Source organism: Streptomyces yaizuensis, assembly GCF_034961445.1.
Lineage (GTDB): Bacteria > Actinomycetota > Actinomycetes > Streptomycetales > Streptomycetaceae > Streptomyces > Streptomyces yaizuensis.
The window spans coordinates 23788-42490 of sequence record NZ_BSBI01000011.1; the positions used below are offsets into that span (position 1 = coordinate 23788).

General features: G+C 70.4%; 19 protein-coding genes. 16 read left to right on the forward strand and 3 right to left on the reverse strand.

Annotated features, from left to right (window positions below):
• Positions 1-71 precede the first annotated feature (71 nt).
• The 4 genes from SYYSPA8_RS24375 to ccsB all read left to right on the forward strand — a co-directional run bounded on the left by SYYSPA8_RS24375 (position 72) and on the right by ccsB (position 4361).
• Entirely contained in the window at positions 72-665 is a 594-nt protein-coding gene (locus SYYSPA8_RS24375; protein ID WP_323449450.1) for a TlpA family protein disulfide reductase, read from the forward strand.
• A gap of 61 nt (positions 666-726) precedes the next feature.
• A complete protein-coding gene (locus SYYSPA8_RS24380; protein WP_323449707.1) occupies positions 727-1488 on the forward strand; it encodes a cytochrome c biogenesis CcdA family protein in 762 nt (253 codons plus the stop codon).
• A 6-nt stretch (positions 1489-1494) separates the two neighbouring features.
• Positions 1495-3285, forward strand: a complete 1791-nt coding sequence (resB, locus tag SYYSPA8_RS24385; protein ID WP_323449451.1) for a cytochrome c biogenesis protein ResB — start codon at positions 1495-1497, stop codon at positions 3283-3285.
• A complete protein-coding gene (gene ccsB / locus SYYSPA8_RS24390) occupies positions 3282-4361 on the forward strand; it encodes a c-type cytochrome biogenesis protein CcsB (protein ID WP_323449452.1) in 1080 nt (359 codons plus the stop codon). The genes resB and ccsB overlap by 4 nt, the downstream gene beginning before the upstream one ends.
• A 62-nt stretch (positions 4362-4423) precedes the next feature.
• Here ccsB and SYYSPA8_RS24395 read toward each other — a convergent pair whose 3' ends face one another.
• Entirely contained in the window at positions 4424-4765 is a 342-nt protein-coding gene (locus SYYSPA8_RS24395) for a PLD nuclease N-terminal domain-containing protein (RefSeq protein WP_323449453.1), read from the reverse strand.
• Between the two features lie 89 nt (positions 4766-4854).
• Here SYYSPA8_RS24395 and SYYSPA8_RS24400 point away from each other — a divergent pair, with 89 nt between their 5' ends.
• From SYYSPA8_RS24400 to SYYSPA8_RS24430, 7 genes are all read left to right on the forward strand, one after another.
• On the forward strand, positions 4855-6306 hold the full coding sequence (locus tag SYYSPA8_RS24400; RefSeq protein WP_323449454.1) for a menaquinone biosynthesis decarboxylase: 1452 nt from the start codon (positions 4855-4857) through the stop codon (positions 6304-6306).
• Positions 6307-6379: 73 nt separating this feature from the next.
• Positions 6380-7270 carry a menaquinone biosynthesis prenyltransferase MqnP gene (gene mqnP, locus SYYSPA8_RS24405; RefSeq protein ID WP_323449708.1) on the forward strand — a complete coding sequence of 297 codons (891 nt, stop codon included), beginning with the start codon at positions 6380-6382 and terminating at the stop codon, positions 7268-7270.
• Positions 7271-7386: 116 nt separating this feature from the next.
• Positions 7387-8046 (forward strand): UbiX family flavin prenyltransferase, encoded by a 660-nt coding sequence (locus SYYSPA8_RS24410; protein WP_407706080.1) that lies wholly within the window; start codon positions 7387-7389, stop codon positions 8044-8046.
• 154 nt (positions 8047-8200) lie between these two features.
• On the forward strand, positions 8201-8656 hold the full coding sequence (locus SYYSPA8_RS24415; protein ID WP_323449456.1) for an Lrp/AsnC family transcriptional regulator: 456 nt from the start codon (positions 8201-8203) through the stop codon (positions 8654-8656).
• A 102-nt stretch (positions 8657-8758) separates the two neighbouring features.
• Positions 8759-9922, forward strand: a complete 1164-nt coding sequence (gene mqnE, locus SYYSPA8_RS24420) for an aminofutalosine synthase MqnE (RefSeq protein ID WP_323449457.1) — start codon at positions 8759-8761, stop codon at positions 9920-9922.
• Positions 9923-10120: 198 nt separating this feature from the next.
• The gene (locus SYYSPA8_RS24425; protein ID WP_323449458.1) at positions 10121-10402 is read left to right on the forward strand and encodes a DUF4229 domain-containing protein; all 282 of its coding nucleotides are present in this window, start codon (positions 10121-10123) and stop codon (positions 10400-10402) included.
• 388 nt (positions 10403-10790) lie between these two features.
• Positions 10791-12134 carry a dicarboxylate/amino acid:cation symporter gene (locus SYYSPA8_RS24430; RefSeq protein WP_323449459.1) on the forward strand — a complete coding sequence of 448 codons (1344 nt, stop codon included), beginning with the start codon at positions 10791-10793 and terminating at the stop codon, positions 12132-12134.
• A 176-nt stretch (positions 12135-12310) separates the two neighbouring features.
• Here SYYSPA8_RS24430 and SYYSPA8_RS24435 read toward each other — a convergent pair whose 3' ends face one another.
• Positions 12311-12514: a cold-shock protein gene (locus tag SYYSPA8_RS24435; protein ID WP_017948713.1), complete on the reverse strand. Its 204-nt coding sequence runs from the start codon at positions 12512-12514 to the stop codon at positions 12311-12313.
• A 326-nt stretch (positions 12515-12840) separates the two neighbouring features.
• Between SYYSPA8_RS24435 and SYYSPA8_RS24440 the strand changes: the two genes are divergently transcribed.
• From SYYSPA8_RS24440 to SYYSPA8_RS24455, 4 genes are all read left to right on the forward strand, one after another.
• Positions 12841-13722, forward strand: a complete 882-nt coding sequence (locus SYYSPA8_RS24440) for a menaquinone biosynthetic enzyme MqnA/MqnD family protein (RefSeq protein WP_323449460.1) — start codon at positions 12841-12843, stop codon at positions 13720-13722.
• A 142-nt stretch (positions 13723-13864) separates the two neighbouring features.
• Entirely contained in the window at positions 13865-15064 is a 1200-nt protein-coding gene (mqnC, locus tag SYYSPA8_RS24445; protein ID WP_323449461.1) for a cyclic dehypoxanthinyl futalosine synthase, read from the forward strand.
• Positions 15065-15269: 205 nt separating this feature from the next.
• A complete protein-coding gene (locus SYYSPA8_RS24450; protein ID WP_323449462.1) occupies positions 15270-15908 on the forward strand; it encodes an imidazolonepropionase-like domain-containing protein in 639 nt (212 codons plus the stop codon).
• Positions 15909-15950: 42 nt separating this feature from the next.
• Positions 15951-16643: a demethylmenaquinone methyltransferase gene (locus SYYSPA8_RS24455; protein WP_323449463.1), complete on the forward strand. Its 693-nt coding sequence runs from the start codon at positions 15951-15953 to the stop codon at positions 16641-16643.
• An 80-nt stretch (positions 16644-16723) separates the two neighbouring features.
• Here SYYSPA8_RS24455 and SYYSPA8_RS24460 read toward each other — a convergent pair whose 3' ends face one another.
• Positions 16724-17248: a GNAT family N-acetyltransferase gene (locus SYYSPA8_RS24460; protein ID WP_323449464.1), complete on the reverse strand. Its 525-nt coding sequence runs from the start codon at positions 17246-17248 to the stop codon at positions 16724-16726.
• Between the two features lie 97 nt (positions 17249-17345).
• Between SYYSPA8_RS24460 and SYYSPA8_RS24465 the strand changes: the two genes are divergently transcribed.
• Positions 17346-18632 (forward strand): geranylgeranyl reductase family protein, encoded by a 1287-nt coding sequence (locus SYYSPA8_RS24465; protein ID WP_323449465.1) that lies wholly within the window; start codon positions 17346-17348, stop codon positions 18630-18632.
• The last annotated feature ends 71 nt before the right edge of the window (positions 18633-18703 follow it).

Here is an 18703-nt window from a genome sequence, read left to right on the forward strand (position 1 = left end):
CCTCTATGGGGCCTTACGGGCACTCAGGGGGGCGCCCAAGATCGCCGCAACCGCCATGCGAAACTTTTCACATGAGCCTTAGCCGTGCGCCTCGCGCCGCCCTGCTGACCGCTGTGATCGTGGCCGGCGGGCTCCTTCTGTCCGCCTGCGGAGGCACCTCCGGCGGCGGGGGGGACTCCAACTTCGTCACCGACACCGGAGGCATCTCCACCGTCGAGCGGGGCGAGCGCAGAGCGACGGGCAAGCTCGCGGGCGAGACCCTGGAGGGCGAGCGGCTGGACATCGCCGACCTCAAGGGCAAGGTCGTCGTACTGAACGTATGGGGCTCCTGGTGCGGCCCCTGCCGGGCCGAGGCCCCGCACTTCGTCAAGGTCGCCAAGGAGCTGAAGCCGAAGGGCGTCGAGTTCGTCGGCATCAACACCCGGGACCCCAACAAGAGCCCGGCGATCGCCTTCGAGAAGGACTACGGCGTCACCTATCCGAGCCTCTACGACCCGGCGGGCAAGCTGATCGTCGGCGGTTTCCCCCGGGGCACCCTGCCACCGCAGTCCATCCCCTCCACCCTCGTCCTGGACCGGGAGGGGAAGATCGCCGCCCGCTCGCTCCAGGCCCTGGACGAGGAGCGGCTGCGGAAGATGATCGACCCCGTCGTCGCGGAGAAGTGACGTGGCAGCCGCAACCTCCGTCGCCGCTCTGGCCACGTCGTACGCTCCCGCCGACGGCGCCCTGACCCTGGCCGCCCTCACCGGCACCAACGGGACCGTCCTCAACGGGACGCTCGCGATCGCCCTGCCGATCGCCCTCCTCGCCGGTCTGGTCTCCTTCTTCTCCCCCTGCATCCTGCCGCTCGTCCCCGGCTACCTCTCGTACGTCACCGGCGTCGGCGGCACCGACCTGGCGGAGGCCAAGCGCGGCCGGATGGTCGCCGGGGCCTCCCTCTTCGTCCTCGGCTTCACCGTCGTCTTCGTCTCGGGCGGGGCGCTCTTCGGCTACTTCGGCGCCACCCTCCAGGAGGAGCAGGAACTCCTCAGCAGGATCCTCGGCGTACTGATGGTCGCGCTCGGCGTCTTCTTCATGGGCGGCATGGCCTGGCTCAACCGGCGCGAGTTCCGCTTCCACCACCGGCCCGCCGCCGGGCTCGCCGGCGCCCCGCTGCTGGGCGCCCTCTTCGGCGTGGGCTGGACCCCCTGCATGGGCCCGACGCTGGCCGCCGTGCTCACCCTCTCCGCCAATCAGGAGAGCGCGGGCCGGGGCGCGGTGCTGACCATCGCCTACTGCCTGGGCCTCGGGCTCCCCTTCGTCTTCGCCGCCGTCGCCTACCGCAAGGCGCTCGGCACCTTCGGCTGGGTCAAGCGCCACTATGTCTGGGTCATGCGCGTCGGCGGCATCATGATGATCGTGACCGGGCTGCTGCTGCTCACCGGGGTGTGGGACCTGATGATGCAGCGCATGCAGACCTGGTCCGGCTCCTTCACGGTTGGAATCTGAAGAACCATGAGCAAGACAGAGACGACGGCGACCGGCCCGGAGCGGCCCGAAGCCGAGGCCGACGCCCGGGGGATGTCCACCGCTCCCCGGGAGGAGCCGGCCGAGAGCCGCGCGGAACTGGCCGCCGGGCCCTCGCTCGGCCTCGTCGGCTGGGTCCGCTGGTTCTGGCGCCAGCTCACCTCCATGCGGGTGGCGCTGCTGCTGCTCCTGCTGCTCTCGCTCGCCGCGATCCCCGGGTCCCTGATCCCGCAGAACGCGGTCGACGACCTCAAGGTGCAGGGCTGGAAGGAGGCGAACGAGCGCTGGGCGGGCCCCTTCGAGACGCTTCAGCTCTTCGACGTCTACAGCTCGGTGTGGTTCTCCGCGATCTACATCCTGCTCTTCGTCTCCCTCATCGGCTGCATCGTCCCGCGCACCTGGCAGTTCGTCGGCCAGCTCCGCAGCCGCCCGCCGGGGGCGCCGGGCCGGCTGACCCGGATGCCCGCGTACACGACCTGGCGCACCGACGCCGATCCGCAGGAGGTGCACGCGGCGGCCCTGGCGCTGCTGAAGCGGAAGCGTTTCCGCGCCCACACGACGGGCACCCCGGGCGGCTCCGGCGCCTCGGTCGCCGCCGAGAAGGGCTATCTCCGCGAGGCCGGGAACCTGGTCTTCCATGTCGCGCTGATCGTGATGCTGCTGGCCTTCGCCTCCGGCCAGCTCTTCCGGTCCGAGGGCGGCAAGCTGATCGTCGAGGGTGACGGCTTCTCCAACACGCTCACCCACTACGACGACTTCCGATCCGGCCCGATGCACGACGTGGACGACCTGACGCCGTTCAGCTTCATGCTGGACAGCTTCACCGGGACGTACGAGAAGAACGGCCCGCAGAAGGGCACCCCGCGCACCTTCGAGGCGGCGGTCACCTTCTCCGTCCCCGGCGGCCCGGACCAGAAGAAGAAGATCGAGGTCAACCGGCCGCTGAAGATCGGCAACACCAAGGTCTACCTGCTCGGCCACGGCTACGCGCCCCAGGTCACCGTCCGGGACCGGCAGAACAAGGTGGTCTACGAGGGCGCGGTGCCCCTGCTGCCGCTGGACTCCAACATCACCTCGCAGGGCGCGATCAAGGTGATGGACGGCTACCGCGACAAGAACGGCAAGAAGGCGCAGCTGGGCTTCAAGGCGTTCTTCGTGCCGACCTTCGCCGGGCACGGCGAGGGCACGATGTTCTCGACCTTCCCCGGTCTCGCATACCCGGTGCTGGCGCTCAACGCCTACATCGGCGACCTGGGTGTCGACGCGGGCCTGCCGCAGAACGTGTACCAGCTGGAGACCCGCAAGCTGAAGCAGTTCAAGGACAAGGACGGCAACAAGCTCGCGAAGCTGCTGCTGCCGGGTGAGACCATGACGCTGCCCGACGGCGCCGGTTCCATCACGTTCGAGAAGGAGGTCAAGGAGTGGGCCAGCTTCCAGATCTCCGAGTCGCCCGGCAACGGCTGGGCGCTGACCGGCGCCGTCGCGGCGATCACCGGCCTGGTGGGCTCGCTCTTCGTCCAGCGCCGCCGGGTGTGGGTGCGGGCCGTGCGCGGCGCCGACGGGGTGACGGTCGTGGAGATGGCGGGCCTCGGCCGCAGCGAGTCCCCGAGGCTGGCGGAGGAGCTGACCGAGCTGGCCGGCACGCTGCACGAGCGGGTGCCCACCGCGCCCGCGCCACCCGCCCCCGACGACTCCTCCGCCTCCTCCGACTCCTCCGCCTCCACCGACACTGACGATCCCGACACATCCGTGGTTTCTGCCGAAGGGGCTGAGAAGTGACTCTCGCCGCCGCTACCAACGAGAATCTCGCCCAGATCAGCAACAACCTGATCTATTCGGCGATGGCCGTCTACATCCTGGCGTTCCTCGCCCACATCGGGGAGTGGGTCTTCGGCAGCCGCAGCAAGGTGGGCCGCACCTCGGCCGCGCTGACCGGCGCCGTCAAGGCGGCCGCCGGGGCCCCGGTGGTCACCACGGCCAGGGCCGAGGGCGGTACGGCCGTCCTGGACAAGCCGAAGGTCGTCACCCGCGCGGCCACCGGCGCCCGGGACGTCCCCGACGGCCCCGGCGCGGCCGGCGGCACGGTCAAGGGCGACCTCTACGGCCGGATCGCCATCGCCCTGACCGTCCTGGCGTGGGCGATCCACGCCGGCGGTGTGGTGGCCCGCGCGCTCTCCGTGCAGCGTGCCCCCTGGGGCAACATGTACGAGTTCTCCATCACCTTCTCCATGGTGCTGGTCGGCGCGTACCTCGGCTTCCTGGCCGCCGGGAAGAACGTCCGCTGGCTGGGCCTGCCGCTCGCCGGGACGGTCCTGCTCGACCTCGGCATCGCGACCAAGTACCTCTACACCGCCAGCGACCAGCTGGTGCCCGCGCTGGACTCGTACTGGCTGTACATCCACGTCTCCACGGCCATCTTCTGCGGCGCCGTCTTCTACCTGGGCGCCGTCACCACCGTGCTCTACCTCTTCCGGGACAGCTACGAGAGCAAGATCGCGGGTGGCGGCAAGCCCGGCGCCTTCGCCACCTCGGTCCTGGAGCGGCTGCCCGCCGCCGCCTCGCTGGACAAGTTCGCCTACCGGGTGAACGCGGCGATCTTCCCGCTCTGGACGTTCACGATCATCGCCGGCGCCATCTGGGCGGGCGACGCGTGGGGCCGCTACTGGGGCTGGGACCCCAAGGAGGTCTGGTCCTTCATCACCTGGGTCGCCTACGCCTGCTACCTCCACGCCCGCGTCACCGCCGGGTGGAAGGGCCGCAAGGCCGCCGTGCTCGGCCTGATCGCCTTCGCGTGCTGGCTCTTCAACTACTACGGCGTCAACATCTTCGTGGACGGTCTGCACTCGTACGCGTAAGGGACGACCCGCGACGACGAGGGCCCCGCCGGTCTCCGCCGGCGGGGCCCTTCTCGCGCGTCTCACACGCCGTCGTCGTCCTTCTTCTTGTCCTTGTCCTTCTCCGGGTCGCCCTCCGGCTCCGGTTCCGGCTTCCGCTCGTCCTTCAGGGAACGCAGGAAGTCCGGGTTGTCGTCGGGGGCGACCCAGCCGCCGCGTCCGCCCGCGTACCCCACGGTCCGGCGGGGACGCCCCGCGATCAGCCAGGCGATCGGCCCGAGCAGCACCTGCCCGAAGAGCAGCACGATGAAGACCCACGCGATCTTCGGCAGATTCCTGACCTCCTTCTCGGGAGTGTTCAGGCAGTCGATGAAGGCGTAGATCCACAGCGCCAGGACCAGGAGGAAGGGCAGATACCTGAGCATGGTGGACGGTCCCCCAGTACGAGGCGGATGGGCGCGGAAACGTGCCCCGGTGACGCGGCCAGGGTAACCGGTACCGGATACTGGAGCGCATGGCTTACGACGATCTTCGTTCCCTGCTCAGGGCCCTGGAACGCGAGGGAGACCTCAAGCGGATCAAGGCGGAGGTGGATCCCCATCTGGAAGTCGGGGAGATCGTCGACCGGGTGAACAAGGCCGGCGGGCCCGCGCTGCTCTTCGAGAATGTGCGCGGCTCGTCGATGCCCCTGGCGATGAACGTCTTCGGCACCGACCGCCGGCTCCTCAAGGCGCTGGGGCTGACGTCCTACTCCGAGATCAGCGAGAAGATCGGCGGCCTGCTCAAGCCGGAGCTGCCGCACGGTTTCGTCGGGGTCCGCGAGGCGTTCGGCAAGCTGGGCTCGATGGTCCACGTCCCGCCGAAGAAGGTGAAGGACGCCCCCGTACACGAGGTCGTCCTGCACGGCGACGACGTCGACCTCGACGCGCTGCCCGCCCTCTTCACCTGGCCGAAGGACGGCGGCTCCTTCTTCAACCTGGGGCTCACCCACACCAAGGACCCCGAGAGCGGCGTCCGCAACCTCGGCCTCTACCGGCTCCAGCGGCACGACCGCCGCACCATCGGCATGCACTGGCAGATCCACAAGGACAGCCGCAACCACTACCAGGTGGCCGCCCGGCGCGGGGAGCGGCTGCCCGTCGCGATCGCGTTCGGCGCCCCGCCGGCCGTGACGTACGCCTCGACCGCGCCGCTCCCCGGCGACATCGACGAGTACCTGTTCGCGGGCTTCCTCCAGGGCAAGCGGATCGAGATGGTGGACTGCAAGACGGTCCCGCTCCAGGTCCCCGCGCAGGCGGAGGTCGTCCTGGAGGGCTGGCTGGAGCCGGGGCAGATGCTCCCGGAGGGCCCCTACGGCGACCACACCGGCTTCTACACGCCGCAGGAGCCGTTCCCCGCGCTCACCATCGACTGCGTGACCATGCGGCGCCGCCCGCTGCTCCAGTCGATCGTGGTCGGCCGGCCGCCGACCGAGGACGGTCCGCTGGGCCGCGCCACCGAGCGCTTCTTCCTCCCCCTGCTCAAGATCATCGTGCCGGACATCGTGGACTACCACCTGCCGGAGGCGGGCGGCTTCCACAACTGCGCGATCGTCTCGATCGACAAGAAGTACCCCAAGCACGCCCAGAAGGTGATGTCCGCGATCTGGGGCGCGCACATGATGTCCCTGACCAAGCTGATCATCGTGGTGGACGCGGACTGCGACGTCCACGATCTGCACGAGGTGGCCTGGCGGGCGCTCGGGAACACCGACTACGCCCGCGACCTGACCGTCACCGAGGGACCCGTAGACCATCTGGACCACGCCTCCTACCAGCAGTTCTGGGGCGGCAAGGCGGGCATCGACGCGACGGCGAAGTGGCCCGAGGAGGGGTACACGCGCGACGGCGGCTGGCCCGACATGGTCGAGTCCGACCCGGCGACGGCCGAGCTGGTCGAGCGCCGCTGGAAGGAGTACGGGCTGTGAGCGGTCATCCCGCGACGGCGGCCCGGCACGGGCGGGGGAGCGGGCGGGGGCGGGAGCGGTGAGCGCCGAGGCGATGGCCGTGCCCCGGCCGCCCGGCCGCACCCGGGCCTTCCTGCGGCTCGTGATGATCGAGCACTCCGTCTTCGCGCTGCCCTTCGCGTACATCGCCACGCTGACCGCGATGTACCAGGACGGCGGCAGCGTCGACTGGATCACCCTGCTGCTGGTCACCGTGGCCATGGTGGGCATGCGGACGTTCGCGATGGCCTGCAACCGGATCATCGACCGGGAGATCGACGCCCGCAACCCCCGCACGGCGGGCCGCGAGCTGGTCACCGGCGCGGTCAGCGTCCGCTCCGCCTGGACCGGCGCGCTCATCGCCCTCGCCGTCTTCCTGGGCGCGGCGGCGCTGCTCAACCCGCTCTGCCTGGCGCTGGCGCCCCTCGCGGTGGTCCCGATGGTGGTCTACCCGTACGGCAAGAGGTTCACCGACTACCCGCACGCCATCCTGGGCCTCGCCCAGGCCATAGGGCCCGTCGGCGCCTGGCTCGCGGTGACCGGGGAGTGGTCCTGGGAGGCCGTGATCCTCGGCTTCGCGGTGGGCATCTGGATCGGCGGCTTCGACCTGATCTTCGCCACCCAGGACGTCCAGGCGGACCGGGCCGAGGGCGTGCGCTCGGTCCCCGCCCGCTTCGGCGTCCCCGCCGCCCTCCACGGGGCCCGCGCCTGCCACGCCGTCACCACCGGCCTGCTGATCTGGTACGGGCTGGCCACCGGCGCCGGCGCGTTCTACTGGGTGGGCATCGTGATCGTCGCCGCCGCCTTCGGCTACGAGCACACGATCGTGCGCCCGCACGACCTCTCCCGTCTGAACAGGGCCTTCTTCACGGTCAACGGCTTCATCGGGATCGCCCTCTTCTGCTGCGCGCTCCTCGACCTGATCGTGCGCGGCCTGACGGTGTAGCCGTCCCGTCACGGACGGTCCCGGGCCGGGGCCGGCGGGCCTGCCGCCCGCCCCGGCGCCTGGGACACGACCCCTCCCGGCGTCCGGATAGGCTCCCTTGTGTGGAGCCAGCAGAAGTGAAACCCCGCCGCCCCTGGATCGTCGGAGTCTCCGGCGCGTCCGGGACGCCCTACGCGGCCGCCGTGCTGCGGGGGCTGATCGACGCGGGGGAGAGCGTCGACCTCGTGGTGTCGCGGGCGTCCCGGCTGACCCTGCTCGACGAGACGGGGATCTCCTTCCGGGACGCGCACTGGCAGGACGATCTGCGCGCATGGCTGGGCCGGGGCGCCGACGGCGAGCCCGGCACCTTCGAGGTGGATCTCGCGGACGTGCGGTACTGGTCCGCCGGGGACCTGGCCGCCGGGCCGTCCTCCGGCTCGTACCCGGCGCGGGGCATGCTGATCGTGCCCGCGTCGACCGCCGCCGTCGCCGGGGTCGCCCTCGGGCTCTCCAAGGATCTCCTCCAGCGCACGGCGAGCGTGACCCTCAAGGAGCGGCGGCCGCTGGTCGTCGCCGTCCGCGAGACCCCGCTGAACGGACAGACCCTCGCACACCTCGTCACCCTCGACGCGGCCGGCGCGGTGGTCCTGCCCGCGTCGCCGGCGTTCTACGCGGGAGCCACCCACATCCAGGACCTGGTGGACTTCGTCGCCGGGCGGGTGCTGGACGCGGTGGGGGTCGAGCACCGGCTCTACCGGCGCTGGAAGGGCGAGCTGGGGGGCTCGCGCACCGACTGATCCGCGAGCGCCCCGGGCACGGCGCCCCGGGGAGCCGGTCCCGGGGGACCTCGGCGGTCCCCCTGGCTCCACGCAGTAAGCGCAGGGCCCGTCCCCGCGCGCCTCAGGTTCAGCAACTGCCTTTGGTTCGGCAACTATGGAAGGCTCCAGGCACATGGACGCGGTGGACAGACAGCTCATCCAGGCCCTCCGGGAGAACGGCAGGGCCTCCTACGCCGAGCTGGGACGGCTCGTCGGCCTCTCCGGTCCCAGCGTCACCGACCGGATCAACCGCCTGGAGACGGCGGGCGTCATCACCGGCTACCGCGCCACCGTCGACGCCGCGTCGCTGGGGCTCGGGGTCACCGCGCTGATCGGGATCTCCCTGTCGGACGCGGCCGACCACGAGGACGTGGCCCGGCGGCTGCGCGATCTCGCCGAGATCGAGGACTGCTGGTTCATCGCGGGCGACGACTCGTACATGCTCAAGGTGCGGGCCAGCGACGTCGACGGACTGGAGAAGACGATCCGCCGGCTCAGCGGCACCCGGGGCGTCTCCCGGACCCGTACCACCATCGTCCTCTCCACCAAGTGGGAGAACCGCGTCGGCGACCTCCCGGGCGAAGCCTGACGCGCGAGCCGCGACGCCCCCCCGCGGTACCGAGCCGTCCCGAGTGGCCGGGTACCGTGGGGGAAGCCCGATTTTGGCTGCTGACACATGGGAGGCGGGCGCATGGACGCTGGGCTCAAGCGCGAGCTGGAGGCGAAGGTCGAGGCCGGAGAGCGGCTGAGCCGGGAGGACGGCATCGCTCTGTACGCGTCGGACGACCTGGCCTGGCTCGGCGGCCTCGCGCACAAGGTGCGGACCCGCAAGAACGGCGACGTCGTCCACTTCAACGTCAATCGCCACCTCAACATGACCAACGTGTGCACCGCGTCGTGCGCGTACTGCTCGTTCCAGCGCAAGCCGGGCGAGAAGGACGCGTACACCATGCGCATCGAGGAGGCCGTCCGCCTCGCCAAGGCGATGGAGAGCGACAACCTCACCGAGCTGCACATCGTCAACGGGCTCCACCCCAACCTCCCCTGGCGCTACTACCCGCGCTCCCTCAGCGAGCTGAAGAAGGCGCTGCCCGACGTCTCGCTGAAGGCGTTCACCGCCACCGAGATCCACCACTTCGAGACCATCTCGGGCCTGTCGGCCTCCGACATCCTGGACGAGCTGATCGAGGCCGGTCTCGAATCGCTCACCGGCGGCGGCGCGGAGATCTTTGACTGGGAGGTGCGGCAGCACATCGTGGACCACCGCACCCACTGGGAGGACTGGTCGCGCATCCACCGCCTCGCGCACAGCAAGGGCCTCAAGACCCCCAGCACCATGCTGTACGGGCACATCGAGGAGCCCCGCCACCGCGTCGACCACGTGCTGCGGCTGCGTGAGCTCCAGGACGAGACCGGCGGCTTCCAGGTCTTCATCCCGCTGCGCTACCAGCACGACTTCGTGGACATGAAGGACGGCAAGATCCGCAACCGGCTCCAGGCGCGGACCACGATGGCGACCGGGGCCGAGGCGCTGAAGACCTTCGCGGTCTCCCGGCTGCTCTTCGACAACGTGCCGCACGTCAAGGTCTTCTGGGTGATGCACGGGCTCCAGACCGCCCAGCTCGCCCTCCAGCACGGCGCGGACGACATGGACGGCTCGGTGGTCGAGTACAAGATCACCCACGATGCCGACAACTACGGCACGCCGAACAAGCTCACCCGCGACGACCTGCTGGAACTGATCCGGGACGCCGGCTTCCGCCCGGTGGAGCGCAACACCCGTTACGAGATCATCCGTGAGTACCCGGGGCCGGACGCCGAGCGCCGTGAGTCGCCGCAGCCCATGCGGGTCTGAAGGCCGCGGCCGCCGTCCGGTGGGGCGGCAGGGGGGCCGTGATGATCCGTTCCGGGCCGTGCTTGACTGGTCCGGCACGGTCGGCGGCCGAAGCGCCCCCTGCCGCACCGAAGCGCAGTACAGCGCAGTACAGCAGTACAGAGCAGTGAAATGCAGGGCAGAGCAGTGAAGAGCAGTGAAGAAAGCAGGCACCCCGCGATGAACGCCAAGTCCAGCGCCGCGCTCAAGTACACCGGCATGCGCCTCGGCCTGTTCGTGGCCTGCTTCGCCGTCGTGGCCGTCCTCGTCCACTTCGGCATCCTGCCCGCCGGACTCGGTGAGTCGAACTTCGTCTGGGTCGCCCTGCTGGCCGTGGTGATCTCCGCGCCGCTCAGCTTCGTCCTCCTGCGCAAGCAGCGGGACGCCATGTCGGAGCAGATCGTGTCGAAGATCGACCGCACGAAGCGGCGGCTGGACTCCAGCCGTACCCAGGAGGACTGACCAGGTCCCCCTCCCCGGTCGATCCGGTCGATCCGGCCGGTCCGGCGATCCGGCCGGTCCGCACCAGCCCCCGAGCCCCCGGCCGGGGGCTTTCGCATGCCCGGCGGTTTCTTCCCCACTCCCACGTGGCGAAGATCCCAAAGGGGGCCTTTGAGGTACTCAAAGTTCAAGTGTTAATGTACTGGACATGAAGTCAGCAGCGCGCACCCTCGATGCCCCGGGCACCCCGCTCGTGGCGCGCCTGCATGTCGACCTCTGCCGCTGTATGTCCGCGGTCTGTCGCCGTCCGCTCTGACCGGCCCGACAGCAGCGGCTCCGCCCACTCGCGCACGGGCGCCGCACCCCCCACTCGTCCCCGTCTCCCCATACGCCGCACTGGAGTGTGTCCGTGTCCGCGAACGCCGCGTCGACCACGACCGGAAGCCCATCGGGCTCCGGTTTCCGTATACCCAAGGTCCCCTTCTGGGCACAGATCATCCTCGGTCTGGTGCTCGGCGCACTGCTCGGCTGGCTCGCCCGCGGCCAGGACATCGGCTGGCTCAAGGAGACGCTGAGCCAGATCGGCGGCATCTTCGTCCGGCTGCTGAAGCTGGCCGTGGCCCCCCTGGTCTTCTTCGCGATCCTGGTGTCGATCACCAACCTCCGCAAGGTCAACAACGCCGCCCGGCTGGCCGGCCGCACCCTGCTCTGGTTCCTGATCACCTCGCTGATCGCGGTCGGCATCGGTCTCACCATCGGTCTGCTCACCAACCCCGGCGCGGGCACCGGCCTCACCCCGAAGGACGGCGAGCTTCCGGCGAAGGAGGGCTCCTGGATCGACTTCCTCACCGGGATCGTCCCCACCGATGTGATCACGCCGTTCACCGAGCTGAACGTGCTCCAGATCGTCTTCCTCGCCGCCGTCGCCGGTATCGCCGCGCTCGCTCTCGGTGAGAAGGCCAAGCCGATCCTCACCCTCAGCGAGGCCGTCCTCGAACTGCTCCAGAAGGCCCTGTGGTGGGTCATCCGGCTGGCACCGCTGGGCACCGTCGGCCTGATCGGCTACGCGGTCTCCAGCTACGGCTGGAACCTGATCAGCAAGTACGCCACCTTCACCGCCGATGTCTACATCGGCTGCGCCCTGGTGCTCTTCGGCGTCTACCCGCTGCTGCTCGCGACCGTCGCCAAGGTCAACCCCGTGCACTTCTTCCGGGGCGCCTGGCCCGCCATCCAGCTGGCGTTCGTCTCCCGCTCCTCCGTCGGCACCATGCCGGTCACCCAGCGGGTCACCGAGCGCCTGGGCGTGCCGAAGGAGTACGCCTCCTTCGCGGTGCCGTTCGGTGCCACGACCAAGATGGACGGCTGCGCCGCGATCTACCCGGCGCTGGCGGCGATCTTCATCGCCGAGATCTTCGATGTGCAGCTCGGCATCCAGGACTATCTGCTGATCGCCTTCGTCTCGGTCGTCGGCTCGGCGGCCACCGCCGGTCTGACCGGTGCGACGGTCATGCTGACCCTGACCCTCTCCACGCTGGGCCTTCCGCTGGAGGGCGTGGGTCTGCTGATGGCGATCGACCCGATCATCGACATGGCGCGGACGGCCACCAACGTGGCGGGTCAGGCGCTGGTCCCGGTGATCGTGGCCGCCCGGGAGAAGATCCTGGACCACGACGCGTACACGTCGGCGAAGTCCTCCCCGCTGGACGTGGAGCCGGAGGCCCCCGTGGCCGACCGGGTGCCCGCCACCGCCTGACCGAGCCATTCCGGCCCCTGGCCCCTTGCCCCCCCCGCAGTCGTGCGGAGGGGCAGGGGGCCTTCGCCGTGCCGGAGACAGGGAAGGCGCCGGAAAAGGCAGGAGCCCCGTTCCTCGAAAGGGCGGGGCTCCTTGGTACTGCTGGTAAGTCGTGCGCGATCGCCGACCCTGGCCGATTAGGCCGGGGTGACGTTCTCCGCCTGCGGGCCCTTCGGGCCCTGGGTGACGTCGAAGTTCACGACCTGGTTCTCCTCAAGGGAGCGGAAGCCGGTCGCGTTGATCGCGGAGTAGTGAACGAAGACATCCGGGCCGCCGCCGTCCTGGGCGATGAAGCCGAAGCCCTTTTCAGCGTTGAACCACTTGACGGTTCCGGTAGCCATAAGCCCTCCTTGGGCCAAAGGGTTGCCCTGCTCCAGAACCTGCAAACAAGTCTGAAAACTACAAAAGCCTGCGGGTCACATGCTCCGCAGGCTCTGTACTGCAAGGGAAACCAAACTGCAACTTGCGTCGAGCGTAGCACGCAGGGTGTTCGCAGCGGTAGAGGCAAAGATCACTTCACCCGGATGCATGAAACACGCGTCCGGGGTGACGGGGCCGGGTCGGGACCGGTCGTCCCGCGCCGCCCGGACCAGGGGCGGGGCGACACGCGGGGTCCGCGCACGGCCCCGGCGTCGGGGAGCGGGGCCGGCGGGTCTAGCCTCGCGTTGTGGACAGTCTCGGAGAAATCGCAGCAACCGGTCACCGCCCCAGCAGGCCCCGGGTCGGTCATATCCAGTTCCTCAACTGTCTCCCCCTCTACTGGGGACTCGCCCGTACCGGAACCCTTCTCGATCTGGAGCTGACGAAGGACACCCCGGAGAAGTTGAGCGAGCAGCTGGTCCGCGGTGATCTCGATATCGGACCGATCACTCTGGTGGAATTCCTGCGCAATGCCGATCAGCTCGTGGCCTTTCCCGATCTCGCGGTCGGCTGCGACGGTCCGGTGATGTCCTGCGTGATCGTCTCCCAGGTGCCCCTGGAGAAACTCGACGGCGCCCGGGTCGCGCTGGGCTCCACCTCCCGCACTTCCGTACGGCTGGCACAACTGCTGCTCGCCGAGCGCCACCGGGTGACGCCCGACTACTTCAGCTGTCCGCCCGACCTGCGCGTGATGATGCAGGAAGCGGAAGCCGCTGTGCTGATCGGTGACGCGGCCCTGCGGGCCGCGCTCCACGAGGCCCCGCAGCTCGGCCTGGAGGTCCACGACCTTGGCCGGATGTGGAAGGAGTGGACCGGACTGCCGTTCGTCTTCGCGGTGTGGGCGGCCCGCAGGGAGTACGTGGCACGGGAGGAGGCACTCGTGCACGAGGTGCACCGGGCCTTCCTGGCCTCCCGCGACCTCTCCCTGCGGGAGGTCGCCAAGGTCGCCGAGCAGGCGTCGCGCTGGGAGAGCTTCGACGCGGAGCTGCTGGAGCGGTACTTCCGTACGCTCGACTTCCGCTTCGGCCCGGAGCAGCTGGGGGGCGTACGGGAGTTCGCCCGCCGTATCGCCGCCGACACCGGCTTCCCGGCGGACGCGGCGGTGGAGCTGCTGCCCGCCCTCCGGTAGCCACCGCCCGAAGGGGCCCGAAGTCCCTGGCGTAGGCTGGTCGGGCCCACGGCGGACGCGGACGAGGACGACATGTCGAGCGCCCCCGTCAACAGCCCGCCAGCCCGCCAGCCCGCCAAGAACCGCCGAAAGGTGACATCCGGTGACCGAGAAGGCCGACCTTCAGTCCGTGCTGGACCGCGCCGCCGCAGGGGGCCGGATCACCCCGGAGGAGGCGCTCGACCTCTACCGGTCCGCCCCGCTCCACGCCTTGGGCAGTGCCGCCGACGCCGTACGCCGCCGCCGCTACGCGGGGACCGAGCACATCGCGACGTACATCATCGAGCGCAACATCAACTACACCAATGTGTGCGTCACGGCCTGCAAGTTCTGCGCCTTCTACGCCCCGCCCAAGGACACCCGCAAGGGCTGGACCCGCGATCTCGACGACATCCTGCGCCGCTGCGCGGAGACCGTGGAGCTGGGCGGCACCCAGATCATGTTCCAGGGCGGCCACCACCCGGACTACGGCGTGGAGTACTACGAGGAGCACTTCTCGGCGATCAAGAAGGCGTTCCCCCAGCTGGTGATCCACTCGCTGGGCGCCTCCGAGATCGACCACATGGCCCGCATCTCCGGCGTCTCGGCGAAGGAGGCGATCGAGCGCATCCACGCCGCCGGTCTCGACTCCTTCGCCGGCGCGGGCGCCGAGCTGCTGCCCGCCCGGCCGCGCACGGCGATCGCCCCGCTCAAGGAGTCCGGCGAGCGCTGGCTGGAGATCATGGAGATCGCCCACGGGCTGGGCGTGGAGTCCACCTCCACCATGCTCATGGGCACCGGTGAGACCAATGCCGAGCGGATCGAGCATCTGCGGATGATCCGGGACGTACAGGACCGGACGGGCGGCTTCCGGGCCTTCATCCCGTACACGTACCAGCCCGAGAACAACCACCTCAAGGGCCGCACCCAGGCGACGCTCTTCGAGTATCTGCGGATGATCGCCATCGCCCGGCTCTTCTTCGACAACGTCGCCCACATCCAGGGCTCCTGGCTGACCACCGGCAAGGAGGTCGGACAGCTCTCCCTGCACTACGGCGCCGACGACCTCGGCTCGATCATGCTGGAGGAGAACGTCGTCTCCTCCGCCGGCGCGAAGCACCGCTCCAACCGCCAGGAGATCATCGACCTGATCCGCGCGTCGGGCCGGGTGCCCGCGCAGCGGACCACGACGTACGAGCACATCGTCGTCCACGACGACCCGGCGGACGACCCCGTGGACGAGCGGGTGGTCTCCCACATCTCCTCGACCGCGATCGAGGGCGGCACCGCCCACCCCGAGCTGAAGCTCCTCGACGCCCGCTGACGGTCCCTAGGGCCTCTCGTTTGGATCAGGCTGGGCTCGCGGGCCCTGGCACCGCACCTCGCTGCGTTGTCGTCAATCACCAATGGCCCCCTGGGCCTGGCGGCCCGGGAGGTACCCCCACCGCAGTGGCTCAATCCTCCGCCTTGCGATGCACGGCACCAGACCCCGCTCCCTGATCCAGCCTGATCCAAACGAAAGACCCCAGGTGCTCACGCTCCACATCGCCGACGCCCTCCTCACCGGGGACGGACCGCTCCGCCCCGGCCCGCACGCCGTGCTGGTCGACGGGGGGACGGTCCGTGCCCTCGGACCGTACGGGGAGCTGGCCGCCGCCCACCCGGGGGCCCGCGAGCGCCGCTGGCCCGGGCTGCTGGCCCCGGGCCTGTGGCACACCAGCGCGGGCAGCCTCCTGGAGGCCGCCTACCACCCCGACCCGCGCGAGGCCGACGCGCTCGGCACCGAACCGCTGACCGGTGCCGCGCTGGCCGCGCTGGAACTCGGCGACACCGGCTGGGGCGGCAGCGCCCGGCGCGGCATCCAGCGGCTCCTGGCCCACGGCTGCACGGTCGTCAGCGGGCCCTTCACCCGGGCCCCGGTGCGCACGGCCCTCGCCCGCTCCGGGCTCCGGGTCCGCACCGTGCCCCCGGACGCGCCCGGGATCCTGTTCGCCGGGGCGCTCGGCGCCGGCTCCCCCGCCGACTTCGCCGTCTTCACCGGTCCCGCCGTCCCCCTGACCGCCGAGGACCTTGCCGAGGGCCCTGCCGTGGACCCCGCCCGGCTGGCCCGGGACGCCGAGTGCGCCGCCACCGTCCTCGCCGGCCGGCTGGTCCACCGCAGGCGGTAGGCCCCGGGAACCGGCCCGGGGCGCCCTGCTTGAATGGGCGGCGTGAACCGAGCCTCCCTGGACAAGCAGCCGCACGACGTCGCCGCGATGTTCGACGACGTCGCGAAGAACTACGACCTCACCAACGACGTGCTCTCGCTCGGCCAGGACCGCAGATGGCGCCGGGAGGTCACCCGGGCCGTCGACCCGCGCCCCGGACAGCGGGTGCTCGACATCGCGGCGGGCACGGGCACCTCGTCGCTCCCCTTCACCGAGGCCGGCGCCTACGTGGTGCCCTGCGACTTCTCCCTCGGCATGCTCAGCGTCGGCAAGGCACGCCACCCCTGGCTGCCGCTGACGGCGGGCGACGCCACCCGGCTCCCGTTCCGCGACGACGTCTTCGACGCGGTCACCATCTCCTTCGGGCTGCGCAACGTCCAGGACACCGAGGGCGCGCTGCGCGAGATGCTGCGGGTGACGAAGCCGGGCGGCCGGATCGTGGTCTGCGAGTTCTCCCACCCGACCTGGGCGCCGTTCCGGACGGTGTACGAGGAGTACCTGATGCGGGCGCTGCCGCCGGTGGCCCGCGCGGTCTCCTCCAACCCGGACGCGTACGTCTATCTCGCCGAGTCCATCCAGGCGTGGCCGGACCAGCCCGCGTTCGCGGGGCTGCTCCAGAAGGCCGGCTGGTCGAAGGTGGCCTGGCGCGACCTCTCCGGCGGGATCGTGGCCCTGCACCGCGCCACCAAGGTCTGAACCGGCCGCCCCCGGTGGCCTTGGTGGCCCGTCCGCCGGCTCCCGGCGGGCGGGCCGCACCCCGTTTACCGCTTTTACCTTTACCGGGCTGACCGCTCTTGCAGCGTCAGCCGGAAGCAGTTCGCCGTCCGGCCGTCCGGCAGCTCGTAGCTCTCCGCCTGCTCCATCCCCAGCCGCCGGGTCACCGCGACCGAGCGCTCGTTGCCGTCCACGACCATCGCGACGACCCGCTCAAGCCCCGCCGCGCGCAGCCGCTCCAGGGTGGCCTGTGCCGCCGCCGTGGCGTACCCCCGGCCCCAGGCGGAACGCGCCAGCCGCCAGCCGATCTCTATCTCGCCGGCCGGGCCGGTTCTCCCCTCCGGCCAGGGCTGGGCGCCGGTGAAGCCGATGACCTCCCCCGACTCGTCGAGGAGCGTCCAGAGGCAGAAACCCAGCTCGGCGTCGTGCCGCCGCTGGCGTGCCGTCAACTCCTCGTACGCCGACAACTCGGCGGACCCACCGCCGAAGAACTCCATGACCTCGGGGTCCGCGAAGATCCGGTGCCAGGCGTGGGCGTCCTCGTCGGTGGGCACGCGGAGCCGTACAGCGGGGAGGAGCCTGCTCATGGGAGGGAGCCCTTCGGTCGGTGATCGGTACGCCCCCATAGACTGCACATGTCGGGTGCCTTCAAGCACGTTTTATCGAGTCTTCGGGAGAATCACCGTGGCCGAGCCCCACTCCGAACACAGCGCCGATGTGATCGTCGTCGGCGCGGGCCCGGCCGGTTCGACCGCCGCGTACTACCTCGCCAAGGCCGGTCTGGATGTCCTCCTGCTGGAGAAGACGGCCTTCCCGCGCGAGAAGGTGTGCGGCGACGGACTGACCCCGCGCGCCACCAAGCAGCTGGTGGCGATGGGCATCGACATCTCCGAAGAGGCCGGCTGGCTGCGGAACAAGGGCCTGCGGATCATCGGCGGCGGGATGCGGCTCCAGCTGGACTGGCCGGAGCTGGCCTCGTACCCGGACTACGGACTGGTCCGCAAGCGCGACGACTTCGACGAGCAGCTCGCCCGGCAGGCCCAGAAGGCCGGCGCGCGGCTGTACGAGCGCTGCAATGTCGGCAGCCCCGTCATCGACGACCGCACCGGCCGGATCACCGGCGTCGAGGCGAAGCTCGGCGAGGAGAAGACGCCCGTCACCTTCCATGCCCCGCTGGTCGTCGCCGCCGACGGCAACTCCTCCCGGATCTCCCTGGCGATGGGGCTGCACCGGCGCGAGGACCGCCCCATGGGCGTGGCGGTACGGACCTACTTCACCTCGCCGCGCCACGACGACGACTACCTGGAGTCCTGGCTGGAGCTGTGGGACCGGCGCGGCCCCGGCCCGGACCGGCTGCTGCCCGGCTACGGCTGGATCTTCGGCATGGGCGACGGCACCTCCAATGTCGGCCTCGGCGTGCTCAACACCACCAGCGCCTTCAAGGAGCTGGACTGGCGCGAGGTGCTGAAGGCGTGGTGCGCCTCGATGCCCGAGGAGTGGGGCTACACCGAGGAGAACATGACCGGCCCGATCCGGGGCGCCGCGCTGCCGATGGCCTTCAACCGGCAGCCGCACTACACCCGGGGCCTGCTCCTCATCGGTGACGCGGGCGGGCTGGTCAACCCGTTCAACGGCGAGGGCATCGCGTACGCCATGGAGTCCGCGCAGATCGCCGCCGATGTGATCGTCCAGGCCCATGCCCGTGCCACCCCGGCCCACCGGGAACTGGCCCTCCAGCGCTACCCGAAGGTCCTCAAGGACACCTACGGCGGCTACTACACGCTGGGCCGTGCCTTCGTGAAGCTGATCGGCAACCCGAAGGTGATGAAGCTGGCGGCGGAACGCGGGCTCTCCCACCCGCTGCTGATGCGCTTCACCCTGAAGATGCTGGCGAATCTGACGGACCCGACGGGCGGCGACGCCATGGACCGCATCATCAACGGCCTCTCGCGGGTGGCCCCGAAGGCGTGATGCCGGGCCGGTGCTCCGGCCCTGCCGTCCAGTGCGCGGGCGGGGCCGGCCCGGCCGCCCCCGCCCATTGT